Here is a 25,432-nt window from a genome sequence, read left to right on the forward strand (position 1 = left end):
AATAAAAAACTCTCCATTTTGGAGAGTTTTAATTTATTCCTGAATCATATTGTCCCTGGTGTTTTTCTGGACTGCAATAGCTCCAAAGAGAGCGAGCAAAAATGCAAAGGCATAAAATCCTTTTTCACTTGGAAGAATGGTTGCATTCCAAAGTCCTATGGCTAATAGTATAATGGATGATAATGTAGCAAACCAGCAAATGCCATAATAAATATCGGTTACCTGAATATTTTCTAATCGGTCTCTTACTGCTTTTTGCAGAGAAACAACGGCAAATAAGCCATAAAGAAGGATGGTGAAATAATATCCTTTCTCATTCAGAAGCATTTCAGCCCTCACAAGACCCACGATGAAGCCGATCATTCCGGCTCCCAATGCTACCCAAGATGCAGCGATGAATGCATTCGAGACTTTTTGTTTTTTCATGTATTTACTGTTTTATTTAAGGGGCTAAGATATTCATTTTTTATAAATAGAGCTCTAACAGAGGGAAAATATGGGCAAAATACGGTAGAGATATTCATTAATTTTTTGCTAAAGCCTATGGATTTTTATTGAATAGTAAAAACGGATCAAAGTCCGTTCCTATTGAATGTTTATAAGGCTGAACGAAAATTGATAATACATAATTCCTCCCTAGCCCTGATAGCAGCGGTTACCCCGGAGCAAGAGTGGGAGAGTTGAAGAGTTAAGATGTGGGAAAGCGCTGGTGTGAGGAGTATGAGCGGATAGCGGGATCAGCTCATAAAAAAACTCTCCAAATTGGAGAGCTCTTATCTTATTGAGTAATATATTCGTAATTGTACTGAGCGGAAAGACTTCCGTTGGCCTCTTTTGAAATAACCTGTGCAGGAAACCCTGAACTGTTGTATTGTATGGTAGAAGTTCTGGACTGATTTTGTTCCCAGATCCCGTTGTTTTTGAAACTTATCTTTTCTGTCAGATAATTGTTTTTACTTACAACATAAGCTCCTCCCATCATAATTTTGAGATATTTGTTGATGTTTGTGTAGGGGTTCAGTTTATCATCATAAGAGTACACAATTTTAGTGCTGTAGCTGGATCCTCCGCCTTCTGAAGTTTCTGATGAAATATTGTTTCCGTTATAAACATAAGTATCTACAATCGGATTGGAACAGTCCGGCGACTGGCAAAGCGAGGAAGAGATCACCTGCCCGTTCGTATTATAATTATAGGTAATCGTTCTGTTGTAAGCCGTATTAGTGTAGATTGCTTTAGCGTTTACCAGCTGATCTCCATTGTAAGTGTAGGCTGAATAATAGTCTACCGTGCCATCTGGCTTATAATAAGTGGTTTTTACAGGTTTTCCGTTGCTGTATTCAAATGTTGAGGTTCCTGATGCGGACAAGGTTTTTATAAGTTCTCCCTGACTATTGTATTCCAGGGTTTGTATACTGGTTTGTGGCTGAGCTGGGTTATCATAATAAACTGTAGTAATTTTACTCAATAATACCTTTGGTTCAGAAGGGGTATTGGTTCCATCATTATCATCATTACTGCTGCAGCTGTTAAAGAATACTACAGAGCTCATCAACCCTAGAAATAAGAAATTTTTCATGTTATTTTTTGCTGACAAAAATACAGAATGCCTTATAGCTCTGCATAAAAAAATCCCACTATCTTAGAAATAGTGGGATAATATCATGTTTTATATAGATCCTAGTATCTGTAGTATTCAGGCTTGAATGGCCCTTTTACGTCTACTCCGATATATTCAGCTTGCTCAGGAGAAAGAGTTTCCAGCTCAACGCTTAATTTCTTAAGGTGTAAAGCAGCAACTTTCTCATCTAAGTGCTTAGGAAGCATATATACTTCGTTTCCATAAGCAGCAGAGTTGTTCCATAATTCGATCTGAGCCAAAGTCTGGTTAGAGAAAGAGTTAGACATTACAAAACTTGGGTGACCTGTAGCACATCCAAGGTTTACCAATCTACCTTCTGCAAGGATAATTACTTCTTTTCCTTCAATAGTATAGATGTCAACCTGAGGCTTCACTTCAGATTTAGTCTGACCATAGTTTTTGTTTAACCAAGCCATATCGATTTCATTGTCGAAGTGACCGATGTTACAAACGATAGCTTTATCTTTCATTTTAAGGAAGTGTTCCCCTCTAACGATATTAAAGTTACCTGTAGTTGTGATAACGATATCAGCATTATCTACCACTGTATCTAATCTTTTTACTTCGTAACCGTCCATTGCAGCCTGAAGCGCACAGATTGGATCGATTTCTGTAACAGTAACGATAGAACCAGCTCCTCTGAATGAAGCAGCCGTACCTTTACCTACGTCTCCGTATCCGCAAACTACCACTCTTTTTCCAGCCAACATTACGTCTGTAGCTCTTCTTACTGCATCTACTGCAGATTCTTTACATCCGTATTTGTTGTCGAATTTAGACTTAGTTACTGAATCATTTACGTTGATAGCAGGCATTACTAAAGTTCCGTTCTTCATTCTTTCGTAAAGTCTGTGTACTCCTGTTGTAGTTTCTTCAGAAAGACCTTTGATATCTTTTGTGAATTCAGGGTATTTATCAAAAACCATGTTTGTTAAATCTCCACCATCATCCAAAATCATGTTTAATGGCTTTCTATCTTCACCGAAGAATAAAGTCTGCTCAATACACCAGTCAAAATCCTCTTCATTTAAACCTTTCCAAGCATAAACCGGGATTCCAGCAGCAGCAATAGCCGCAGCAGCGTGGTCTTGTGTAGAGAAAATATTACAAGATGACCAGGTAACTTCAGCTCCTAAAGCGACCAATGTCTCGATAAGAACAGCTGTCTGGATAGTCATGTGAAGACATCCTGCGATTCTTGCTCCTTTCAATGGCTGAGAAGGTCCGTATTCTTCACGGATAGACATCAAACCGGGCATTTCTGCTTCTGCAAGGGTAATTTCTTTTCTACCCCATTCTGCAAGGGAGATATCCTTAACTTTGTAAGGAACGTATTGTGTTGTAGTACTCATATGTAATGAATAGTTTTTAAATTCAATTGATAACGAAAGGCAAAATTACGATTAATAATTAAGATATAAAAACGGCAAAATTAAGTTCAGGTTTATGAGATTAAACATGAGTTAATATTATTTAGTCTTAATATAAATAGTTAATTTTAACGGATAAAAAAATATATATATTATGAATCATACTCATACAGAAAAGAGTGTCAAGCCTATTGCTCCAAAAGTACAGGAGCTCATCAATGCTTCCAAAAGTATTATCCTGGCTACAGTGGATGCTGAAGGAATTCCTAATTCCAGCTATGCCCCTTTTGTACAGGTGGAACAGACGTTTTATATCCTGGTATCTTTCATGGCAAAACATACAAAAAACCTTGCTGATGGAAGAAATGCCTCTATCATGTTTATTGAAGACGAATCTGCGACCAAACAGATCTATGCCCGCGAACGTCTGACTATTGAAGCAGCACCTTCTCAAATTGAAAGAGATTCTGAAGTATGGAATGATGTAGTGGCTAAACTTAAAGAAACTCATGGAAAAGTAGTGGATGTCATTTCCGGAATGGGAGATTTTATTTTAATTGCTTTGCAGCCTGTAAAAGGATCTTATGTGAACGGATTTGGAAGTGCTTATTTCGTAGATGCCAAACTTGACATTGTAGAGCACAGAAATGATGCGAATCACCAATCTAAATAAATAAGCTGGGAGCTGGAAGAAGGAAACCTAAGTTTATAAAGATTAATCAAACAAAGTATTTGTTTTTATAACGAGTAGCAACTTCCATCCTCCAGCTCCCATCTTCGTTTCTTCTTTTCCACTAATGGTTTCTTTTTAGTATTTTTGTCCAATAAAAAAAGAATGCCCCTTTACAGAGATTTTTCAGATGATAATGCCACGATCCTTGTTTGGAAATATGATGAGGATGAAGAGCTTGATATCAACGAACTTCTGGAGCCGGAGAATGCTGAAAAGGTGAAAGATTATCATCCTAAGAAACTCCTTGAAGTCCTGATGGTCCGTAAACTCCTGAAAGGACTAAAACCTCATTCTAAAATTTTATATAAAGAGAGAGAACCTTTTCTTTCTCCCAACGATGCGGAAATTTCTATTACGCATTCTTTTCCTTTTGCCGCCATTGCCATTTCTAAAAATAAAATAGGAATTGATGTCGAAAAATTCAACCCTAAGATTTTAAGGGTAATCGATAAATTCACCTATGAAAATGAACGCGGATTCATTCCCGAAGATAAAGCCGATACTTTTTACACCATTATATGGAGTGTAAAGGAAAGCATGTACAAAATTCATCACTCAAAATATTGGTCTTTAAAGAAGAATTATGAGGTGAAACCTTTTGAGCTGAAGCATCTTCATAAAATAAGCTGTCGTGTATATGACGATCAGTTTTCAGATGAATTCAAGGCCAGGGTAGAGTTTTTTGACGACTACTGCTTTACGATTGTGGAGGAGTAGGTTCTGTTTCGTTTTTGTATTTTTCGATGACCTTTCTCTGTTCTTTTGCTACATCATAGATCAGCTCCAGAATATCGTGGATATTTTTAAGCTCCGTCAAATGTGATATTTTATCAGGATCTCTTCTGTCAACGATGTCATTTTCTTCAATCTCGGTTTTTCTTTTCACCAGCATATCTTCAATGGAAGAATCTTCCGGTTCAAGACGGCTTTCCATTTTCAGGGTTTCGTTCACGTCATTTCCGTTGAGAAGGGTAGAGGTCTGCTGCATTTCTGCTTCAATCTTTCTGCTCCAGCTTTCGGCATCTATTTCAGGATATACCTCATTACTTTTTGCATATTGAGATAACGAGGCAGTATAGGCTGTTATCAAATGGGAGGTTGCCACAAACTGATGCACCACTTCCAGTTTTTTCTGCTGATTTTTAGGATCAGAAATCATTCTCTGGAAATTATCAGAAAGATTGGCCAAAGAAATGATGGCATTTTTTCTTTTTACTTTATATTCCTCAAGATCAAAATTTCCCTGTAAGAATTTAGAAATTACACTCTGGAAATAGATAAGGTTGTCTGCAGCAGACTTTTTCATCAGTTCCAGATTTTGGGTATGTTCCCAGACCGGCAATACAATATAAGACACTACAAAAGCAATGATTCCCGCAATAGCCGTATCAACGATTCTGTCTTTAAAAATGATATTGACCTTTCCGGGATTTAAAAAATTAAAACTAAGGAAAACATAAATAGTCATGAATAACACCGCCCAGAAATACCGTCCTTTCAAAAAGCTGAAACACATGATCATACTGATAAGCAGAATAGCCAATAATACTCCGTTAATATGGATAAAATGCAGAATAACGTAAGCAATCGTTGCTCCGGCAATTGTTCCATAGAGACGAAGAAGATTTCGCTGTTTTGTAATGGAATAAGCAGGTTTTAAAATAGCCGTAATGGTAATTAATATCCAGTAAGTATGTCCCAGTCCCAGAAGATCGAACATAGAGAAAAGGTAACCTAACAATAAAGCAGTTGTAATTCTTATGGCGTGACGGAAATGGGAAGATGATAATGAAATATTATTTCTTAAAACCTTGGCATTCAGTTTAGGCTCATTAGGCATAAATTTTTTCAAATCTAATCCTGTGGATAAACTTTTCGCCAGTTTTATATTCTGAGAAAATACTTTATAGATCTCGTTGATTTCTTTCGTGATTTCATAGATACGCATCAGAATCTGACGTAGAATCATGAAATTTTCCAGGTTGTCGGAAGACAGTTGTTTATTTCTAAGCTCGAAATAATTATAATTTAAGTTCTTTAATTCCAGTTCCAGATCGGACAGTGGTTTTGCTCTGGTTCCACTTTGGAGTGCGATTCCTATATTGGTGATCTCTTCTGCCAAAAGATTGAGATAATCATGGATATTTACCAGAATCATGCTGTCTTCGAAACTCTGCTGCAGTTTCTGATAATCACTTTCAGAAGTCATCAGTTTCTCATGAAGGTCCATAGAATTCAGGAACATCAGCATCAACAAACGGCTGGTAGTTGTAGATTCATTGACGATGGTTCTCGTTTTAAAAACCGTTTCTCTGGTATCTTCCTGCAGGTTTTTTATTGCAATCTGTTTCGCAATAACCTGAGTGGTCAGTTTGTTAAAATCTGGATTCTTCTGGTAATAATTGGCTTTAATCTTTAAAAATTCAGCCAGCTGAAGATAATTTTCTCCAATCATCTGACTCGCGAGTTTATAAGGACGTATGGTGGTTACGATAAGGAATATGAGTAAAAACCAGATACAGCCGCAAGCAAAGATCAGCAGACTTTTAAAGATATTACTTCCCGTAAGATGCCCGTCAATAAAGATCGCAAGGACAACCAGGGATAATGAGCCTACAGCAGCCAATCTTTGACCATACACCCCAATTAGTGAGAAAAACATCCCGAATATAATAACCTCAAGAAGAACCAATAGCTTAATATTCATCACAAGACTTGCAATGAGTGCGACAAAAACAAAACAGAAGATCGCAAAAGTAAGGGCATTTCTTCTTCTGATAAATGGACCGGGCTGATCCGTAAGGGCTACAAAGCTGGTTCCGAGAGGGAAGAGGAAGTATTCTTTCAAAATCCCGAAGTGGGCGAGGACTAGACAAGGCAGAACAGTAGCTAATGTAATTCTGATGGCAGAATATACATACTGACTGGTTACAAATTTTTTTAGTTCCGCCGAATAGTTCATATTACAAAAATAGCTATTGAATTTAAGAAAAGCGCCATAAAAAAGAGACTTTTGTAAACTTAAATATTATATTTTTTTAATGAGAGTTATTGAGTGTTTAAAAATAAAGAGACAAGAAAAAGCAGATTGAGGATTCACTTTAACATTTCCGCTGACCAATCGTGTTTTATGAATTCTTACCTTAGCTTATCTCAACTCTTAAATAATCAGGCTCATGAAAATTAGTATTAATAATATAGTTGTCATTTTATTTTCTTTCATTATTCTAAGCTGCAGTTCACGGAATAAGGATCCTTTTAAAGCAAAAGAAATTTATAAATCCAATACTCTGATCATTACTCAAATTTCAGAGCATTCTTTTATTCATACTTCGTTTAAACAGACCAATGATTTCGGAAATGTGCCTTGTAATGGATTGATTGTAAAAGATCGTGATGAAACTATCGTTTTTGATACTCCTACTACTGATAAAACTTCCGAAGAGCTGATTAAATGGATTACTGAAAAACTCCATGCAAAAATCAATGCGGTGATTCCTACTCATTTTCATGATGATAGTTTAGGTGGATTGATGGAATTCCACAAGCATAATATTCCTTCTTATTCATATGCTAAAACAATTGAATTGGCCAAAGAAAATCATTTTGTCATACCTGAAAACAGTTTCAATGATGCAGTTGTTCTGAAAGTAGGAGATAAAGAGGTCACTGCAAAATTTTTTGGAGAGGGCCATACAAAGGATAATGCAGTGGGGTATTTCCCAAGTGAAAATATTCTGTTTGGAGGCTGTTTGTTGAAAGAACTTGAGGCAGGCAAAGGATATTTAGGAGATGCCAATGTTTCTGCATGGTCCAATACCGTTGAAAAAGTAAAAAAAGAATATCCCAATGTGAAAATCGTCGTTCCCGGACATGGGGATTATGGGGATGGAAGACTTCTTGATTATACCATTCAATTGTTTAAAGGTGAATAATCAATTGTTGCAGTATATAAATAAATTAACAAAAAAAAGCCTCATTACGATGTATGAGGCTTTTTTGTATAGCTGTTGCTTTTTTTTTAACGATCGTTATTGGATGTTTCTTCTCCAATGTTCCAGGTAAGACCGAAACGAAGAGTATTATCCAATGCACTGTTGATTTTAGACATATTGATAAGGTAAGAAAGATCAAGTCCGAAAGAACGGTATTTTAGTCCAACACCCGCTGTTGCAAACTGTCTTGCTCCCTGCTCTTCACTTTCATGGAAGTAACCTCCTCTTACAGAAAAAGCATTGTCATAAGAATATTCTAAAGCACCACTGTACATGATACTATTTTTGTTTTTGAAAGATTTTCCAATACCAGCCATTGGTCCTACATTAGGAATTTGATAAATAGGCTGTCTTGTATTAGGGTCTATTCCTGCATACTCAGATCCAGGAACCAAAAGTTTTGAACCTTCTACAGAGATTCCTACTCTGTTCATATCATCCAGGTACATGTCATATCCAACCCCTAATCTTGCCATAGTCGGAAGATAAGATCTTGATTCTTCATTTCCTGTATAATCCAGTTTCGGACCTAAGTTTTGAATAGCCAAACCTGCATTTACTTTCCCATCATATCCACCAATACTGGAGAATCTTGGAGAAGTATAGTATCCTGAAACGTCTACTGCAAAACTGTTTGCAGCCTTAAGTGTAGTATCTGTGTTGAATCCTCCGGCTAAGTCTGAACGAATGAATCTACCGGTAACAGCACCAGAGAATGAATCGGAAAGCTTCAAAGCGTAGGCAACGTCAATTGAGAATTCGTTTGGTTTTGATGTACCCATTGATGCAATTTCTGTACCTACCAACTGCGTCAGGTCTACCTGTCCCATGTTGAAATAATAGATACTTGCAGAAATTGTAGATCTTTCTTCCTGCCCCAGGAACTTGTGGAACGAAGCATATAATAAGAATACATCATTGGTAAGTTTTCCCATGTAAGGTGTATAGTTAAGACCTACGGAAGAACTTGTTCTGCTGAAAGGATATTTAGCCGCATTCCAGAATTGAGAAAATGCATCCGGAGAGGTTACCACCCCTTGATCTCCCATACCTCCTGATCTCGCATCAGGAGCAATTCTTAGGAAAGGAGCTCCGGTAAGAACTGGGTTTACTTTACCTAAATCTTGCGAATAGCCTAAAAAACCAGCACTCAAACCAAATCCTAAAAGCAGTTTAGTAGTTAAATTCATATGTTGTCTTTTATATATTATCAGTTTTTTGTTAATATTATTGTCTATGTATTATTTAATTATTTCAAAAGTACCATTTTTTCTACAGCTGTAGCACTTCCTTTGCATTTTTCTTGATTTTGACTTTTTGCAAATATCTTAAAAATATACGTACCTTTTGCTACTGTAGCCCCAAAATCATCTCTTCCGTCCCATTCTATTGCCTGACGAGGGGTTCTAAAGCCCTGTAGGAACGGTTCTGCTACCACCGGTTGTGATAAAGTTCTTACCAATCTTCCCGTTATTGTATAAATTTGTACGTTCACATCCAGAATATCATCACAATTGTGTTCAAACTGAATATATGTTTTATTCGTAAATGGATTTGGCCAGTTCAGCGGACGGTTGATCGTCAGGTGCTGGTCAGATTCATCCTTAACTTCAAAATTTAACGTAGCACTTGTTGAATTATTGTTTATGTCCCAAACTTTAAATGTCAATTGGTGTTGTCCGATTGCCATATTTCTGAAAGGATAGGTCACATTTCCTTTCTGATAGTCGGCAAGACTTGGGTTTAAACATCCGTTTCCTTCTCCCGGAGCATAAAAATCATTCAAAACAACAGTGTTGATAATCTGCCCGTCAAGGTATACAGTAATATCGTGACCTACTCCTGATCCGGTTGAATTAATTCCTGTATCATCTGTAAGACAAGCCAGAAGCATAGGGTTCTGATTGGTAATTCCACCATCTGCAAAGTTGGTGTTATTCATATACAGTTTTACCTTTGGCGGCTGGTTGTCATTAATTCCGTTAGGGTTGATATCACCTACCTGTACAGCCTGATTATTGAAAACATCCGTAGACTTGTTGTCTGCGTAGGCTAGTATTCTTCCTTGACCTACTGCGTAGTTGATGTCTTTAGGAACATAGAATTCGGCAGTAAATACACCATTCACAGCAGTTCCTGCAGCTTTTACAATGGCGCTTCCTTCTTCAGTATAATCTAATACAGGAGATAAAACTCCATTGTTATTTAAAGTTTTCTTATTTAATCTCTTATCGAAAATATTGATGCTGACCTTTCCGTTGAAGGTACTGTTCAAGGTTCCGTTCGTATTATTGACGTGTCCTTTTATTTTAACAAAATCCAACCCTCTTATCAATCCAGGAACAGGGGTTTCAATATTATCAATGATCAGAAGTCTTTGTGGTCTGCTCAGTTTCATAGCGGGGTCACCCAATAAGTTTACCTTTAAGTGATTATTGTTGGGTCCCTTTTGTTTTTTAGCAATTAAATGAGCATTTCCTAAGGAGTTGAAATCGTCGTTGGTTAGCTTAAATATATTTTGAGTCAATGTATTGGTGAAATCACGTCCGTAATCTACCCCAATGGCACGGCTGGAAGTAATCATTGTTGATGCACCTCCCTGTTTCATTTTAATAAACTGTTCTCCTACAGAGTTGGTTGAAGGCTCATCCCATAAAGTAAATTCACAGGTGATGGTGGATACAAACGGGAATCTGCTGTATACATTGGAGAAGTTATTGGCATTCTGAACCTCAGTACTTGTCAATACCCTTTCCTGTGCCCAACCGTTGATTCCTCCATGTCCGAAATAGAAAAGGTATAAACTGTTTCCGATAGCATTGGAAATAGCCTGGTTTACCTGTGGATATCTTCGACCTCCGGATGTACTCTGAGCGGTAAAGGCATCCAGATATAATTTTTTAACATTATATTCTTTTAGATCTACCTGACCAGGTTGTTCAAATATACTAACCAGAGAGTTGTTCATCACATTATGGAAAGGACTTCCTCCTTCATTATTATCATCCACTACGAAGTCAAGTCTCATACGCCAGTCTCCAAAAGGACTTGATTGTCCCTGAAGAGAATTATAATAAGCCAGCGTTTTATTGATCATATCTCCGGCTTCACTGGTATTCGCAGCAGGAATTCTACCCACTGGCAGATCCGGTAAATTATTTTCAATTAATAATGTAGTCTGAGGCTTGGTCATTACAATATAATCATCCGTTACAAATGATGATACATAATCTGAAGACTGCTCACTCTGGTAGCTAGCAACAACGTTTGTATTATTCGGAACTCTATTCTTATAATCAAATGAGGCATCCCCCAGAATAAATACATATTGAAGTCTCCCTAGAGGAGTATTAAGCTTGCTTACAAAATCTCTTACAGCAGTAAGGTCTTTGCTTCCACTGCCATATTCTTCATAGATCTTGTTAACGTCTACAATTTCTACCTTATAATTATGATTGGTCTGATGGTAGCTGGCAAGTCTTTGTGCCTGGCCCATCATTTCAGGTACAGTAAGGATAAGGTAATCTATATTTTGTAAAGCAGAAAGATTCTGATTCGAAATTCTTCCCACAAACTGAGGACTGAAAGCAGCATCAGCACGGAAAGCCACAAATTCATTATTGAAATTCTGATCAGCGGCAGTATAAGCAAAGTTGAAAGAGCCGGCTCCTCCTTTATTCACCCTTTTAGTAGCATTTGTAATATCTGTTACATCCCATACCTGTTCAATATTAGCAGCGTTGCTAATGCTGAAACCATAATCTGTATTGCTTCCACTTACAATCGAATAATCCCTGAAATTCATCTGTGAACCATTGAAAGCAAGATTTTCTTTATACTGAACTTCTACATAATCAAAATAAAAAGTTCCGTTAGGGTTTTTAGAAATATCAGGGTTCAAAACCATTGTAATCTGGTTCCCGGTAAGATTGGTAAGAGAACCTGTATAGGTTACAGGATAGAAGGTATATTGATATGTTGACGTATCTGAAGGGATTATTTGCAGTGGGTGCGGATTTAAATTATTGATCTTAAAATCAATTGTATTCTGTTGAGAATTATAAGCAACCACTTGTGTTCTGTATCGTACAACATCATTCGCTTGTATGGGCGAATTGGTAGCGAACGTTATTGTTTTTTCATTGTTGAAAGGAGTATCTTCTACCCATGTTCTTCCCACTTTCAACAGGTTTTTCTGATCTTTGTTGATCACCTGATAATTGTCGTATCTTGTAATTACCTGGGCAGGAAGAGTTCCATCAATCGTCGGAACCCTTTTACCGGAACCTTTGTCAAAGTTGATATAGTAATAAGAGAAGTCCTCATATATATTTTTGACATTATTGCTTCTTTCGCTGAATCGGGTATCCTTTCTTTTAAAACCATTTCCATTGGAAGTATCATAAAGATTGTATCCATCAGGTCCCTGTGCATAGAAAAGGGCATAATCATTATCATTCCATACGCCGTCATCTTCACCTACTACCTGAATGGCATTTTCCTGTAAAGCTCCGTATCTCGGATCCTGGTTAAACTCAGGAAGCATTACACCTCCGTTTCCATAGATTCTGAAGTTTTTAGGATTTACAGAACCAGGATTGATTCCGTTATCTTTTAAAAATTGAGAGGTAATTTTGAATACTCCGGACTTGTCTACTTTTATTTTGTAGAAATTTCCACTTGATAATGGGTTAATGTTGGATCCTATTTTACTGACAGTACCTGTAGTATTGACAAATGCGGATGCTTCCGAAACATTAAATGAGGATAATCTCTGAACACGGCCTTTTACATTTTTAAATAATGCGATACTCACACTTGCATAGCTGTCTCCATCTAAAGTATAATAGGCAACATCTGCCACATCATAATTGGGAAGACTCCCTTTATCAAGTTCAAATAAATCCTGATTGGAAACGTTTTCCCAGACAAGGTCTGAAATTTTTAATTGCTTTTCTCCAATTTTTTGCTTGGTTACTATAAAAACGTTATTTTGGTTGAAAGAAAAACCTTCATTTTTAAAACTTGGAAGATTCAATTTTGTGTCACCAAAATCCTGAATTTTAGAGCCACTCCATTCTATGGTGTTTCTCTGGGCGTAAAGTGTTGATGCAAAAGCGATTAAAGATAAAAGCGTAATTTTTCGTTTCATGTTTACTATTGAAATTGCTAAATTACAAAATAAATGAAAATTTTAGAATTAAATTGCGATACAATAAAATTAATTTGTTAACGTTTTTCAAAAAAATCAAATGTTTACTTGATTTATTGAATAATTTATTTTTTCTTTGTACTTTGAAAATATTTATATCAACTATGAAAAAACTAAAGTTGTTTTCATTAATAGCATTAAGTTCTACACTTGCATTAACCAGCTGTGGCGGATCAGGAACCAGCAAGGGTGGCGGTACCAAAAAATTTGTCAGCAAAACAGGTTGGAAACCAAACGAGAAACAAGGTTGGTTTTTTGCAGGAAAGCAACAGAAGCAGAAGGGGTGGCCTGGAATGGTATATGTAGAAGGTGGAACTTTTACGATGGGATTAGTGAAAGATGATGTTATGCACGATTGGAATAACACACCTCGCAGAATGCAGGTAAGTTCATTCTTTATCGGAGAAACTGAAATTACTAACTACGAATACCGCGAATACCTGACATGGTTGAAGTATGTATTCCCACCAAGTGACCCGAGTTTTAAGGAGATCTATAACGGTGCTTTACCGGATACCTTATTATGGGACAACAAATTAGCTAGAAACGATTATAATGAAACGTATTTGCGTTCTCCGGAATTCGATTACTATCCAGTTGTAGGAGTTTCTTGGACACAAGCAAACAGATACTGTGAGTGGCTGACAGACAGAGCGAACGAAAAAGCTTTGATGCAGTCTGGTATTATTGCTAAAGATTTGTATATCAACGAATCCAATAACCAAGGAGGTACTGCATTTAACATGGATAAATTCAAATCGAATGATCCTGAAATGCAAGGATATATTAATGAGAAAAGAATGCAGCAAAAAACTGGTATGAAAACTACAAACCAGAGATTGCTTGCAGCCAACAGAGCTCCAAATTCTGCAATGGTACAGAAGTTCAGACTTCCTACTGAAGTAGAATGGGAATATGCAGCTCTTGGTATGGCTAAAACCAGAGAATATAACCAATACTTAGGTAAAAAACCTGAAATCGAAAGATTAAGAGGTACTAAAGGAAGAGACAGAGGAATGTTCCTTGAAAACTTCAAAATGGGTAAAGGGGATTATTCTGGTATCTCAGGATGGAAGAATGATGGTTCTGCACAAACTTCTGATGTAAGAAAGTACCCATCTAATGATCTTGGTGTTTATGGTATGTTCGGTAACGTTTCAGAATGGACTGCCGATGTTTACAGACCTATCATTGATGAGGATTACAGTGATTTCAACTACTATAGAGGAAACATGCCTCAAGCTATCGTAAGAAACGGTGACGGAACTTATAAAATGATCGACGAAGGTACTATCAAGTATGATACTTTGGCTGACGGAAGATTAGTGTATAAAGGACTTCCTGGACAATTCGAAAGACAGACTATCGCTGACTATAGAAACTATAGAGATGGTGACAGACAATCTTCTTTAGAATATTACAGAGCTTCAGATTCTGCTGCAGGATTTGATATGTACAACGCTCCTAAAACAAGTTTCGTTGTAGATGGAACGGGTAGAGTGAAACTACAGAAAGATACTAAAGAAAGAACTTCTGGAATTTCTAACGAGGTTAGAGTAGTAAAAGGTGGTTCTTGGCAGGATACAGCGTATTGGCTGGACCCGGGACAAAGAAGATATAAAAATCAAAACAGAGCTTATGGTTGGGTAGGATTCCGTGTTGCACAGGATTCTAGAACAAACGATAAGAGTAGAACTAGAAGATAATATTTATCAAAAAATACTTATAAAAAACCTTCCGGATTTCCGGAAGGTTTTTTTATTTTTGAACCATGAAATCGCTTAGGTTAAAAAGTCTAAAATACTCATATAGATTTGGCGATTACATATGACCTCTTTAAAAAATATATATATATATTTCCACATGAATATAGAACAGTTTTATCCTTTATTTCTGCAGGCCGCAAAAGTGACTATTGATAGCAGAAAAATAGCAGAGAATGATATTTTCTTCGCCTTTTCCGGTGAGAATTTCAATGCGGCTATCTTAGCAGAAAAAGCCATAGATGATGGAGCTTTGGCAGTGATTGTTGAGCTTCCGGAATTTGAAAACAGAGATAAAAATATTTTCTATGTTCCGTCTACCCTTGAGTTTTTACAGCAGCTCTCTCTCTATCACAGAAGCAGGCTTACCATTCCTTTTATCGGGCTTACAGGGAGTAATGGAAAGACTACTACAAAAGAGTTGATTCATGCTGTTCTTTCAGAAAAGTTTAATGTTCAGTATACATTTGGAAACCTGAATAACCATATCGGAGTTCCTTTGACAATCCTTTCCATTAAACCTGAACATGAGATGGCCGTCATTGAGATGGGAGCCAATCATCAGAAAGAAATTGAATTTCTGTGTACCATCTCACAACCTGATTTCGGATATATTACCAATTTTGGAAAAGCTCATTTAGAAGGATTCGGAGGATTCGGAGGAGTGATCAAAGGAAAGTCTGAACTGTATGACTATCTTAAAAACAATCATAAAACTATTGTTGTTAACGAAAATGATCCTATCCAGGTTGAGAAAACAGAAAATTATTCACCGAAAATTACCTTTGGAAAAGATGCATCCGATTATAATTTTGAATCTTTTTCGGAAGAACATTTTGTAGGATTAACTTATCAAGGAGTAAAAGCTGTTTCAAAACTGACAGGAGAATACAATTTTACCAATCTTTGTGCGGCAGCAAGTCTTGGTCTTCATTTCGGAATTAGTTTTGAAAAAATAAAACATGCTCTGGAATTGTATACGCCTACCAATATGAGATCTCAGGTGGTGAAAAAAGAGGGGAGAACCTTGGTTCTGGATACCTATAATGCCAACCCAAGTTCTATGACTGCTTCATTGAATAACTTCATCAGTTTTGAAGGCCGTAAAACCATTATTATCGGAGATATGCTTGAACTGGGTGATGAAAGTGAGAAAGAACATCAAAACATCTTAAAACTGGCTCAGGATCTGAATTTCGATGAAATTATTACTGTAGGAAAGTATTTTAAGGCAGTTAACCCTTCAGATCTTGCTTTTGAAAATACAACAGTATTGATGGAATATTTAAAACAGAATAAAATTCAATCTGACAACATATTGTTGAAAGGATCCAGAGGAATTGCCCTTGAGAAACTGATTGACTTTGTATAAAAATCAGAAATTGATTTTAATATAAACCAAAAAATATAGCTGTAGGGGAGAACGGTTTGAATAGAAACATGAGTCTCCCTTTTCCAGCTTCCGGTTTTTAATATTAAATTTATTTAATCTTTAAATCCCAGAATTCTTGTACAATGAGTTGAATATTTTTGAAGGTGCTCGGAAATACTTCATTCTCAATTTGTGCGGTCGTTTTCCAGGCTACTTCAGTAATGCCCTCTTCTATTTGAGGCGTGGAAGTGTCTTCTCCATCGAAGTTCATTTCAAACCAATGGGTGCATTTTAAGATTTTCTCACCATTTCTTTCTATATAAATATGATAGGTGGTATTGATAAACTTTAGAAGTTCAACATCTTTCAGACCAGTTTCTTCTTCTATTTCGCGTACTGCAGACTCTTCTCTGGATTCTCCTTTTTCCATTTTCCCCTTGGGAAGATCCCACTTACCAAGTCTTTTGATGAAAAGAATCTTACCTTCAGGATTATTGACAAGACCTCCTGCTGCTTCTATAATTCTGAAAAGCTTTTGGAATTCCTGCCAGATTTCGTCCAAATTCTCACCATATACATTCAGTTCCTGCACAGAAGTATTCTCCAAAAGATCAAGAGCGATCTCTAAAGTCGTATAATTTTCATACCCAAGCTTTTTTTCAAGTTCTTCAGGATGCTTAGATATTAATAATTTTTTTTCGTTGATAAAAACTTTATACATTTGTAAGAGTTAAGAATTTAAATACAAAAATAAAAAATGAATTTAGAAGGACGAAAGATTATTGTCAATAAATCATCTAAAGAGCTTACCGAATTGCTAAAATCACCTGAAAATTACAAAGATTTTATGCCGGATGGTCTTCAAAAGTTTGAAACAAGAGATAACGGATTTAAATTTGGATTACAGGGAATGCCAGAAATCGCGTTAAAAATAGATGAAGTAGATGATCAAAAAGCTGTTTTAAGATCCGCAAGTTCAAGCTTGGATTTTACATTAACAGCAACTTTAAACCCAATTAGTGAAAACCAGACTGAAGTTCAGATGTTGTTTGAAGGGAAATTTAATCCTTTCATCAAGATGATGGTAGAAAAACCATTGCAGAACTTTATCAATACGCTTACCGATAAGATCGAAGCTTATAAATAATAAAAAAACCTTCATTTTTGAAGGTTTTTTGTTTTTTATCAGATAATGTGTTTAAACTATGATTCCTGAGCAGTGATCATAGGAGCTTCCTGTGGCGGAAGACAATACATTTACCTCGTTATTTATCTTTAAAACACCCATAAAGGCGAAGATCAGAGCTTCCTTATAATCGATGATTTCTTTTTCAGGGATGATGACTTCGGATTTTGTTTTTGCTCTTATTTTTTCAATTAAAAAAGTGTTGTAAGCACCCCTCCGGTGATAAGGATATCTTTTATATTGTTTTTATTGATGACATGAGCGATTTGCTGGGCACAGTGCTCTGTAAAAGTGGCTAGGGCATCTAAAATTTCGATATTCTCAAGAGCCGGAAATACATGTTGATGGCACCATTCTATTCCTAATGATTTCGGATGCGATTGCTGATAGAAATCTAAATGGTTAAGTTCATTAAGTAAAGCTTCATGTATTCTCCCTTTTTTCGCAAGTTCTCCATTTTCATCAAAGCTTTTATGGAGTTTCTTAGCTAAATGATTCAACACAATATTAACAGGGGCAATATCAAAAGCGATCCTTTTTCCGCCTGACTGTAAAGAAATATTAGAAAATCCACCAAGATTCAGACAAGCACTGTATTTTGAAAAAAGCAATTCATCACCTATCGGAACCAATGGAGCTCCGTTTCCTTTCAACAGGACATCCTGACTTCTGAAATCATAGATGACAGGTAATCCGGTTTCCAGCTTGATTGCTCTGCCGTCACCTACCTGCAGCGTAAATCTTCTCTGAGGCTGATGAAAAACGGTATGGCCATGGGATGCAATCAGACTGATATTTTCAAGCTGATGTTGATGAATAAATTCTTTAACCTGCTCTCCCAGATAAAAACCATACTCAGAATGCAGTTCCAGTAAGTCTTCAGCAGAAAGATGAATGGAGTTTTTGAGTCTGTTTTCCCAATCTTCAGAATAAGGTAATGTCTCGGCTTTCAGGATTTGAAAGGTCCATTTGTCCTGTTTTTCAAATGCTGCAAGACAGATATCCAAACCATCCAGACTCGTCCCGGACATGAGTCCAATAGCAAGAGCTTTCATTCTTTTTGGATTTATTTTTTATTCTCGGAAATTCTTTTTGAACTGAAATCTCCGGAGTTGTTATAGAACGTATATTCGGAAAAATCATCTTTAGCCGTCATTCCATTGGCACCCACTAGAGTAGAGCCGTCTTCCATGGTGACATACACCGTATCTTTAGTATAGATTCTGTTCTTTCTTTGATCCCAATAAATACTCTGCATCGCAAATCTCTGTCCTTCATTGGTTTTTATTCTTACATCACCTTTGGCTTCGTAGAATTTTTTGTATTCAAAGATTCTGGCGTATTTGGCTGTAATCCTTCCCGGAACTTTAGGTTTCTTTTTATCAAAGAACTCAATATCAATTCCTTTTCTGGCTACAACATACGGGCTGTCAATAAGCTCATACTTTTCAATGATGGGTGCTTTGGCTTTTAAAGTAACAAAACCAGAGTCACGCTGTATAATATTGGCTTTGTAGATAATCTGTGAAGGGAAGTTTTTACTTTGGCTGCCATTTCTTTTGGTAAGATCCTCTTCACAGGATGTCAATATAAAAAATATAGCACAACTAAAAAGGCATGCTATATTTTTATATGATATTTTTTCTGAAAAATTCATTCTAGTTATAAAGAGCCTTTCTGAACCATTTATCAGCAAAATTAAAGCCGATTTTCAGGTTGATGAAATTCTGATTGATCAGGTTGTTGCTAAGAGTTCCTCTTTTTCCAACTTCTACACCTATTTCAAGACCACTCATTCTTGTGATACTACTGTTTTTGAATGGAAGCATTACCCCTCCGGAGATACCGAATTTGTTGATGCTCGTTCCATCCAGATTAAGATTTCCTCTTTCATAGAAAGCTCCATATCTATAGACTACCCTTGAGAAGTAGCTTCTGAAGTTGTTATAGTTAGGAAGGTACCATCCACCGGCAGAAATTCTGTAGGTATCCTGGAAATCAAAAGTTTTACCAAAATAAGCAATGTTTTCTCCTTTTTTATAGTCAACCTGTCCAGATACAAACCAATGATTTTCACTTCCATATCCAACCCCTACGGATGCCTGTAATGGAAGAAGGTTTTTAGATTTTGTATTCTGTTGTTCTATAATTGTTTCTGATCCGGTAACCTTTGTCGTTTCCTGAGTATCAGAATATCTGTAGGTACTGTTGATGTACTCAGTAGTCATATTACTCGTGTTACCAAATGTAGCAGTAGCTCCTATTGTAAACTTCTTGTCAGTACGTGTATTTAAAGTCTGATAACTTGTACCAAGGGTAAAGTTAAAGTTTCTGATTCTGTTTTTCGTCTGATAACCATTCACGTATTCACCAGCATAACTACCAGTGGCAGCATTATAAGCACGGAATTCGTTAAGGTCACTAAGATCTCCAAAATAAAGGTTAGCTCTTGCCCCCACAGAAAGTTCCTGATTGATTTTATAAGAAACTGCTACCTGTGCGGTGTTCAAAGTTCCGCTTCCTTTAAAGTTATTTTTATAAAGAGGAGTCTTATCGTCAGCAAACTGCTCAGTTACGATATCGTAGCTTTTAGAACTGTATGGCTGATAAGAGATTCCCATTTTTACTTTTGAAGATAACGGAAATGCTAACGAAATACTGGAAAGGTACGTAGAATGCTTTGTAGATTTCATATCGTTAAAGTTCGATTTGAAATAATTGTTTTCATTGGTAGCCTCCAATCTGATACTCGTAAGTTCGAAATTGGCATTGTTTGCCGGGTTGGCAAAATTGAAACTACTGGTAAAATCACTGATAAAAGCAGTGGATATACCTCCCATAGAAGCAGTTTCGATCGTATTATCATATTTCACATCTCCAATTCCATAAGTTGCATAAGGTGAGTTGCTTAGACTCTGTGCGTTCAGAAAATATCCAACTGATATGAATGATACTACAAAGATTTTTTTCATTCTTTATTTTTAAAATAATGCGCAAATATCTTAAATATTAATGAATTGTAAAAATTATATGTGGTTAAAGTTTGTTAAGGGCCTTCCTTTAAAAGAAAAATGCAAATTTTTATCAATAAAAATAGTAATTCTATTATAGAAAAAAGACTGTTCTATGATGAACAGTCTCGGTTTATACAGAGTATTATCTCTATTATTATTTTACCTGAAGAACAGAACGGCTGTGGCTAAAACTTTCAAAGCTGAATTTGCCATGATATTTTCCCATTCCTGAAGTTCCCACCCCTCCAAAAGGCAAATAGTGAGAGCCAACATGGATGATAGTATTGTTTATTTCCGCATCTCCGCTTGTCGTATGATTGAGAATGTAATCTGCAAACTCCTGATTTTCCGTGAAAACATATAAAGCCAATGGTTTAGGACGATTATTGATTTCTTCCAAAGCCTCTTCAATGTCATTATACGTCATAATAGGTAGGATAGGACCGAAAATTTCCTGCTGCATAATTTGATCATCCCAGGTAACATTATCCATTACCGTAGCTTCAAAATGACGGGTTTCAAGATCATAATGCCCTCCATAGATTACCTTTTCAGGAGCTGCTTCCAGGTAACCTGCAAGGTGCTTAATCTGGTTTTGACTTATAATTTTTCCGATTTTTCCTAAAGAATTACCTTCATAAGTGGTTTCTAAATTTGCTTTAAACTTTTCGATAAATGCATCTTTTATAGATTCATGAATGTAAATATAGTCCGGAGCAACACATGTCTGACCGCAGTTGATCCATTTTCCATAGGATATTCTTGTCACTGCTTTATCCAGATCTGCATCCTTATGAACAATAGTAGGAGATTTTCCTCCAAGTTCCAGAGCCAATGGAATTAATTGTTCTGCAGCAGCTTTCATGACGATTTTTCCAACATTAGGACTTCCTGTAAAGAAGATATAATCAAAAGGGAAGCTCAATAAGAGGGTGTTTTCCTCAATAGCTCCCTGAATAACTGCTACATAAGATTCGTCAAAAGATTCATTGACAATTTGCTCAAGAACTTTTGCAACGTGAGGGGTATTTTCCGAAGGTTTTATAATAGCCGTATTTCCTGCAATCAGAGCTCCGATAAGCGGACTGAAAGTCAGCTGAACAGGGTAGTTGAATGGGCCAATAATATAAGTAACGCCGTAAGGTTGATAGGTTATCTTGCTCTCAACTTCTGCTCCTGATGGATGTGGTTTTGAAAGTACCGGAGTCGGCTTTGCCCACTCATCAATATTCTCAAGAAGATAATCAAGTTCACTGATGACAATTTGAATTTCCACATACTCTGCTTCCTTTCTGCTTTTCCCCAAATCGATGGATAAAGCTTCACAAAGATCATCCGTATGCTGTAAAAATACGTCACGGAATTTTCTTAACTGAGTCTTTCTGAATTCAATATCTTTAGTCTGATTCGTTTTGAAAAAAGCCTTCTGTTTCTGAAATACACTTTTGATTTTTTGTTCTAAATCTTTATTCATTGGTTGATGATTTTATTATTAGAGTATAAGTTGAAATGGTAATGTAATTTACGAGAAATTTCACTTCGCAAATATATTGGTTAAAATTAAATTTTACACAATTTAATTTTTGATTTTATTCTAATAAGATTATTGATATTACCTATCATATAATAGATATTCTGAACCTTCAAGAAGTAAGTATATATAGTTTTATGCATTTTAAGCAGACTTAATTTTATAAATTGGAATAAGATTTTTTATCTTTGAAACATGAATTGGGAGAACATCGCCGGACAGACGAATCTGAAAAAACTTCTTAGAGAAAGCATTGCCGAAAACAGAGTGAGCCATGCCCAACTTTTTGTAGGAAAGGAGGGATACGGAACTCTACCTATGGTATTGGCCTATGCACGGGAAATTTTAAGTAAGGAAAATGAACATGCTGCAGCGAAAGTAGAGCATCTCAATCACCTGGACCTGCATTTCAGCTTTCCGGTTTTTACAGATAATAAAAATTCTTTAAGCAAGAATAAATTTGAAGAGTTTAGAGAAATGATACTGGCTTCTCCTTATGCAAGCTATGATGACTGGACGGCTTTTTTAGAATCCGAAAATAAACAGCTTTTTATTTCGGCGGATGAGATTGATGATCAAAATCAAAAATTCTCACTAAAAAGTTATGAAGGAGGAACCAAAATCCTCATTGTTTGGAGAGCTGATAAAATGAATATTGCCGCTTCCAACAAGTTTTTGAAATTTTTGGAAGAACCACCAGCCAAAACGATCATTCTTCTTACTGCAGAAAGCACAAACGATATCCTTCCTACCATTCTTTCCAGAACGCAAGTGGTAGAAATCCCAAGAATCACTGATGAAGATATTGAGAGTCACCTTAAAACGAAATTATCTGTTTCGGAAGATAAAATAAGAGAGATTGTTCATGAGGCACAGGGAGACCTGAATGATGCTGTAAAGCTTTTTAATTCGGGAGATAAAACCAACGAATTTGAAAAACTTTTTGTACAATGGGTGAGAGATGCTTTTATGGTGAAAAAGAAACCCGAGTATCTTAGGAGTATTATTCTTTGGGCGAGAGAAATTGCAGGATGGAACAGGGAAAAACAGAAGAATTTCCTGAATTACTGTTCTGAAATTTTTAGGTTGGCACTCCTTCAGAATTATCAGTCCGAAAATCTGGTATATAAAAAGATCAATGCCAATGGCTTCAATTGGGCAGGATTTTCGAAATTCATCAGCGGAGCTAATATTGAAAGTATTTTAGAAGAAATCAATACCGCAGATCTGCATCTGACCCGAAACGGAAATCCTAAAATTGTATGGACCGATCTGGGCATAAAATTATCAAGATATATTCACAAAAGCACATAAAGAAAACTCCGGTAATGTTACCGGAGTTTTTGTTTTTATCTAAAGACTTGTACTAAGTTTTTTTGTCTTTTCCTGAGCATAGCTCAATGTGAAAAAAACTAGCGCTGCAATTGAAATTATTTTTTTCATGATCTCAATTTTTAAAGTTGATCAATGTAATCCCTTTTTAATTCATTTCCGTAATCTTATATAAACAGAGATATTACTGCGGTTTCTTCTTGTAAATGTAGGATTACCTGTTGTTTCGATATGTAATTATAGAAATAGTCTTTTGTTTACAATAAATTAAATCTATATTAAATAATCAATCAATCGTTTGATTTTAACAAAAACTTATGTAAATTTGCGCCCTGAAAAATGAACACTAACATGATTTCAAAAGAAGAAAATATATTATTTGCGGCCGAGAAGCTCTTTGCAGAAAAGGGGTTTGAAGGAACTTCCACCAGGGAAATAGCAAAGGATGCTAATGTAAATATCTCTATGATCTCATACTATTTTGGCTCTAAGGAAAAACTTTATGAGAAATTAGTGGAATACAGAATGAATGAAGGTCAGTTTTTTTCAAAAGATCTTTTGGGAAGAACAGATATCAACGAATGGCAGAAGATTGAAAGAGTAATTGATCAGTTTTCTAACAAGATCCGAACTCAAAAATGCTTTTACAGGATTATGCAGCGAGAGCAGCTGCACAGTAAAAATCCTCAGATTGTAGAATTTTTGAAGCAAACCAAAATGGGATTCCTTTCTATGTATTCACAAATATTGGAAAGCGGTCTTAAAAATGGAATTTTTACCAAAAACCCACCTATTTATCTGCTTCATTCTACCGTAAGCGGAACTCTGTTTTATGCATTCAATGCTAAAGAAATGTATAAAGAATTCCTGAACGAAACAGAAGATGAGGAGGCTTTTGACGAAAAATACTATACAGAACTTAATAAACATATAAAATATTTACTAAAAGACCTTTTAGGTTATGAAGAGAATAAATAACTCAGTGATTGCATTATCACTATTCGTAGGAATAGCAAATGCAAATGCTCAGGAGAAAAAAACACTTTCTCTTGACGAAGCCGTACAGCTGGGAATCCAGAACAGCAAGAATCTCAAGATCGATGCAGCCAAGATCGAAGAGGCTACAGCTGATCTTTTGGAAGCGAAAAACAAACAGTTACCAGAATTGAAAGTGTCAGGAAGTTACATGTACCTTCCGATAAAACCGAATGTTGATATTAAACTTCCGGGGCTTTCAGGCGGAGCAGGCGGTCCTGAAGTACATCAGGTATTGTATGGTTCAGCTAATCTTAGCGTTCCTATCTACAGCGGAGGAAGAATCAGATATGGGATACAATCAGCTAAATATTTGGTGGAAGCGTCAAAACTAAGTACTGAGAACGATAAAACAGCCATTGCTTATAATGTTGCGCAGGCTTATAACAACCTATTTAAAGCCAATCAGGCGATCAAAGTTTTTGAAGAAAACCTGTCTGCTTCTCAAAAAAGAGATGAAACCTTCCTTAAAATGGAAAATAACGGGTTGATCGCCAGAAATGACAGATTAAAAGCAAATCTTCAGACTTCAAATATTGAACTTCAGCTGTTGGAAGCTAAAAATAATTACAATATTGCCAATATCAATATGGATTTATTACTTGGTATTCCTGAAACGACAGAGATTGAAGTAGATCAGAATTATATTGAAGAAGGAACAGAGGTAAAACCTGTTGATTTCTATGTTACTGAGGCCAGAGAAAACCGTAAAGACTTACAGGCTTTAGCACAGCAGAGAAAAGCTGCAGAATTAGGTTCAAAAGCTGCAAAAGCAGAAAACCTTCCTTCCATCGCATTTACAGGAGGTTATGTAGCAGCAGATATTCCTAAGTTTCTTACGGTCTACAATGCCGTTAATGTTGGGATTGGAGTTTCTTATAATTTATCCAATATCTGGAAAGAAAATTCTTCATTGAGACAGTACAAAGCGAGAGAAAAGCAACTTGCAGCTACTGATGAATTACTGAATGACAACATTAAGCTTGATGTGAACAGAGAATATCAGAACACAGACTATTCAAAAAAGAGAATTGTCGTTTTCGAAAAAACTGCTGAACAGGCTAATGAGAATTATAGAATTACAAAAAATAAATATGATAACGGTCTTGCAACCATGACCGAATTGCTGGATGCAGACGCCGCTCAGATCGCGGCCAACGTTGGCGTGATCAATGCTAAGGCAGATGCTGCACTGGCATACAGAAAACTATTACAGACAACAGGAACTTTAACAATTAAATAAGCAG

General features: G+C 36.2%; 20 protein-coding genes. 9 read left to right on the plus strand and 11 right to left on the minus strand.

All coding sequences use genetic code 11. The annotated features are described in order from the left end of the window. Window positions 1–33: 33 nt before the first annotated feature. From yiaA to ahcY, 3 genes are all read right to left on the minus strand, one after another. A complete protein-coding gene (gene yiaA / locus LF886_RS08105; RefSeq protein WP_103234617.1) occupies window positions 34–426 on the minus strand; it encodes an inner membrane protein YiaA in 393 nt (130 codons plus the stop codon). A gap of 352 nt (window positions 427–778) precedes the next feature. Continuing rightward, a complete protein-coding gene (locus LF886_RS08110; RefSeq protein WP_236853648.1) occupies window positions 779–1,579 on the minus strand; it encodes a DUF2963 domain-containing protein in 801 nt (266 codons plus the stop codon). Window positions 1,580–1,680: 101 nt separating this feature from the next. After that, a complete protein-coding gene (ahcY, locus tag LF886_RS08115) occupies window positions 1,681–2,994 on the minus strand; it encodes an adenosylhomocysteinase (RefSeq protein WP_124533807.1) in 1,314 nt (437 codons plus the stop codon). A 172-nt stretch (window positions 2,995–3,166) separates the two neighbouring features. Here ahcY and LF886_RS08120 point away from each other — a divergent pair, with 172 nt between their 5' ends. Together LF886_RS08120 and LF886_RS08125 are read left to right on the plus strand one after the other, a co-directional pair. After that, the gene (locus LF886_RS08120; protein WP_236853649.1) at window positions 3,167–3,685 is read left to right on the plus strand and encodes a HugZ family protein; all 519 of its coding nucleotides are present in this window, start codon (window positions 3,167–3,169) and stop codon (window positions 3,683–3,685) included. A gap of 162 nt (window positions 3,686–3,847) precedes the next feature. Continuing rightward, window positions 3,848–4,462, plus strand: a complete 615-nt coding sequence (locus tag LF886_RS08125; protein ID WP_236853650.1) for a 4'-phosphopantetheinyl transferase family protein — start codon at window positions 3,848–3,850, stop codon at window positions 4,460–4,462. Here LF886_RS08125 and LF886_RS08130 read toward each other — a convergent pair. Then, window positions 4,443–6,707 (minus strand): FUSC family protein, encoded by a 2,265-nt coding sequence (locus tag LF886_RS08130; protein WP_236853651.1) that lies wholly within the window; start codon window positions 6,705–6,707, stop codon window positions 4,443–4,445. The genes LF886_RS08125 and LF886_RS08130 overlap by 20 nt on opposite strands. Before the next feature lie 214 nt (window positions 6,708–6,921). Between LF886_RS08130 and blaCHM the strand changes: the two genes are divergently transcribed. After that, window positions 6,922–7,680, plus strand: a complete 759-nt coding sequence (gene blaCHM, locus LF886_RS08135; protein ID WP_236853652.1) for a CHM family subclass B1 metallo-beta-lactamase — start codon at window positions 6,922–6,924, stop codon at window positions 7,678–7,680. Between the two features lie 86 nt (window positions 7,681–7,766). Here the strand turns inward: blaCHM and porV are convergent, their stop codons facing one another. Together porV and porU are read right to left on the minus strand one after the other, a co-directional pair. After that, complete coding sequence (porV, locus tag LF886_RS08140) at window positions 7,767–8,930, minus strand: type IX secretion system outer membrane channel protein PorV (protein ID WP_124533797.1); 1,164 nt, start codon at window positions 8,928–8,930, stop codon at window positions 7,767–7,769. Window positions 8,931–8,989: 59 nt separating this feature from the next. Further along, window positions 8,990–12,892, minus strand: coding sequence for a type IX secretion system sortase PorU (gene porU / locus LF886_RS08145; RefSeq protein WP_236853653.1), 3,903 nt, complete (start codon window positions 12,890–12,892; stop codon window positions 8,990–8,992). A gap of 164 nt (window positions 12,893–13,056) precedes the next feature. Between porU and gldJ the strand changes: the two genes are divergently transcribed. Beyond that, complete coding sequence (gene gldJ, locus LF886_RS08150) at window positions 13,057–14,658, plus strand: gliding motility lipoprotein GldJ (protein ID WP_236853654.1); 1,602 nt, start codon at window positions 13,057–13,059, stop codon at window positions 14,656–14,658. 157 nt (window positions 14,659–14,815) lie between these two features. Continuing rightward, window positions 14,816–16,087 carry a UDP-N-acetylmuramoyl-tripeptide--D-alanyl-D-alanine ligase gene (locus LF886_RS08155; protein WP_236853655.1) on the plus strand — a complete coding sequence of 424 codons (1,272 nt, stop codon included), beginning with the start codon at window positions 14,816–14,818 and terminating at the stop codon, window positions 16,085–16,087. A gap of 109 nt (window positions 16,088–16,196) precedes the next feature. Here the strand turns inward: LF886_RS08155 and LF886_RS08160 are convergent, their stop codons facing one another. Then, entirely contained in the window at window positions 16,197–16,808 is a 612-nt protein-coding gene (locus LF886_RS08160; RefSeq protein ID WP_317207651.1) for an NUDIX hydrolase, read from the minus strand. Between the two features lie 36 nt (window positions 16,809–16,844). Between LF886_RS08160 and LF886_RS08165 the strand changes: the two genes are divergently transcribed. Beyond that, window positions 16,845–17,234, plus strand: coding sequence for an SRPBCC family protein (locus tag LF886_RS08165; protein ID WP_124533789.1), 390 nt, complete (start codon window positions 16,845–16,847; stop codon window positions 17,232–17,234). A gap of 230 nt (window positions 17,235–17,464) precedes the next feature. Here the strand turns inward: LF886_RS08165 and LF886_RS08170 are convergent, their stop codons facing one another. From LF886_RS08170 to mdlD, 4 genes are all read right to left on the minus strand, one after another. After that, a complete protein-coding gene (locus LF886_RS08170; RefSeq protein WP_317207652.1) occupies window positions 17,465–18,328 on the minus strand; it encodes an anhydro-N-acetylmuramic acid kinase in 864 nt (287 codons plus the stop codon). 11 nt (window positions 18,329–18,339) lie between these two features. Continuing rightward, window positions 18,340–18,930 (minus strand): LPS export ABC transporter periplasmic protein LptC, encoded by a 591-nt coding sequence (gene lptC / locus LF886_RS08175; RefSeq protein ID WP_236853656.1) that lies wholly within the window; start codon window positions 18,928–18,930, stop codon window positions 18,340–18,342. Window position 18,931: 1 nt separating this feature from the next. After that, complete coding sequence (locus LF886_RS08180; RefSeq protein ID WP_236853657.1) at window positions 18,932–20,245, minus strand: hypothetical protein; 1,314 nt, start codon at window positions 20,243–20,245, stop codon at window positions 18,932–18,934. A 196-nt stretch (window positions 20,246–20,441) separates the two neighbouring features. Beyond that, the gene (gene mdlD, locus LF886_RS08185) at window positions 20,442–21,761 is read right to left on the minus strand and encodes an NAD(P)-dependent benzaldehyde dehydrogenase MdlD (protein ID WP_236853658.1); all 1,320 of its coding nucleotides are present in this window, start codon (window positions 21,759–21,761) and stop codon (window positions 20,442–20,444) included. Between the two features lie 252 nt (window positions 21,762–22,013). On the opposite strand from mdlD, the gene LF886_RS08190 reads away from it, so the two are divergent. From LF886_RS08190 to LF886_RS08200, 3 genes are all read left to right on the plus strand, one after another. After that, a complete protein-coding gene (locus LF886_RS08190) occupies window positions 22,014–23,132 on the plus strand; it encodes an ATP-binding protein (RefSeq protein ID WP_236853659.1) in 1,119 nt (372 codons plus the stop codon). Between the two features lie 357 nt (window positions 23,133–23,489). Beyond that, window positions 23,490–24,128: a TetR/AcrR family transcriptional regulator gene (locus LF886_RS08195; RefSeq protein ID WP_124533775.1), complete on the plus strand. Its 639-nt coding sequence runs from the start codon at window positions 23,490–23,492 to the stop codon at window positions 24,126–24,128. After that, on the plus strand, window positions 24,112–25,428 hold the full coding sequence (locus tag LF886_RS08200; RefSeq protein ID WP_236853660.1) for a TolC family protein: 1,317 nt from the start codon (window positions 24,112–24,114) through the stop codon (window positions 25,426–25,428). Before LF886_RS08195 ends, LF886_RS08200 begins: the two co-directional genes overlap by 17 nt. The last annotated feature ends 4 nt before the right edge of the window (window positions 25,429–25,432 follow it).

The sequence above is a fragment of the Chryseobacterium sp. MEBOG07 genome, assembly GCF_021869745.1.
GTDB lineage: Bacteria > Bacteroidota > Bacteroidia > Flavobacteriales > Weeksellaceae > Chryseobacterium > Chryseobacterium viscerum.

What these genes read in the sequence shown, in the direction of transcription:
- ahcY (WP_124533807.1), bottom strand. Translation starts at nt 2,994, where the DNA reads ATGAGTACTACAACACAATACGTTCCTTACAAAGTTAAGGATATCTCC.
- LF886_RS08110 (WP_236853648.1), bottom strand. Translation starts at nt 1,579, where the DNA reads ATGAAAAATTTCTTATTTCTAGGGTTGATGAGCTCTGTAGTATTCTTT.
- LF886_RS08170 (WP_317207652.1), bottom strand. Translation starts at nt 18,328, where the DNA reads ATGAAAGCTCTTGCTATTGGACTCATGTCCGGGACGAGTCTGGATGGT.
- LF886_RS08165 (WP_124533789.1), top strand. Translation starts at nt 16,845, where the DNA reads ATGAATTTAGAAGGACGAAAGATTATTGTCAATAAATCATCTAAAGAG.
- porV (WP_124533797.1), bottom strand. Translation starts at nt 8,930, where the DNA reads ATGAATTTAACTACTAAACTGCTTTTAGGATTTGGTTTGAGTGCTGGT.
- LF886_RS08200 (WP_236853660.1), top strand. Translation starts at nt 24,112, where the DNA reads ATGAAGAGAATAAATAACTCAGTGATTGCATTATCACTATTCGTAGGA.
- LF886_RS08125 (WP_236853650.1), top strand. Translation starts at nt 3,848, where the DNA reads ATGCCCCTTTACAGAGATTTTTCAGATGATAATGCCACGATCCTTGTT.
- blaCHM (WP_236853652.1), top strand. Translation starts at nt 6,922, where the DNA reads ATGAAAATTAGTATTAATAATATAGTTGTCATTTTATTTTCTTTCATT.
- yiaA (WP_103234617.1), bottom strand. Translation starts at nt 426, where the DNA reads ATGAAAAAACAAAAAGTCTCGAATGCATTCATCGCTGCATCTTGGGTA.
- porU (WP_236853653.1), bottom strand. Translation starts at nt 12,892, where the DNA reads ATGAAACGAAAAATTACGCTTTTATCTTTAATCGCTTTTGCATCAACA.
- LF886_RS08160 (WP_317207651.1), bottom strand. Translation starts at nt 16,808, where the DNA reads ATGTATAAAGTTTTTATCAACGAAAAAAAATTATTAATATCTAAGCAT.
- LF886_RS08180 (WP_236853657.1), bottom strand. Translation starts at nt 20,245, where the DNA reads ATGAAAAAAATCTTTGTAGTATCATTCATATCAGTTGGATATTTTCTG.
- LF886_RS08190 (WP_236853659.1), top strand. Translation starts at nt 22,014, where the DNA reads ATGAATTGGGAGAACATCGCCGGACAGACGAATCTGAAAAAACTTCTT.
- gldJ (WP_236853654.1), top strand. Translation starts at nt 13,057, where the DNA reads ATGAAAAAACTAAAGTTGTTTTCATTAATAGCATTAAGTTCTACACTT.
- mdlD (WP_236853658.1), bottom strand. Translation starts at nt 21,761, where the DNA reads ATGAATAAAGATTTAGAACAAAAAATCAAAAGTGTATTTCAGAAACAG.
- lptC (WP_236853656.1), bottom strand. Translation starts at nt 18,930, where the DNA reads ATGAATTTTTCAGAAAAAATATCATATAAAAATATAGCATGCCTTTTT.
- LF886_RS08120 (WP_236853649.1), top strand. Translation starts at nt 3,167, where the DNA reads ATGAATCATACTCATACAGAAAAGAGTGTCAAGCCTATTGCTCCAAAA.
- LF886_RS08130 (WP_236853651.1), bottom strand. Translation starts at nt 6,707, where the DNA reads ATGAACTATTCGGCGGAACTAAAAAAATTTGTAACCAGTCAGTATGTA.
- LF886_RS08195 (WP_124533775.1), top strand. Translation starts at nt 23,490, where the DNA reads ATGAACACTAACATGATTTCAAAAGAAGAAAATATATTATTTGCGGCC.
- LF886_RS08155 (WP_236853655.1), top strand. Translation starts at nt 14,816, where the DNA reads ATGAATATAGAACAGTTTTATCCTTTATTTCTGCAGGCCGCAAAAGTG.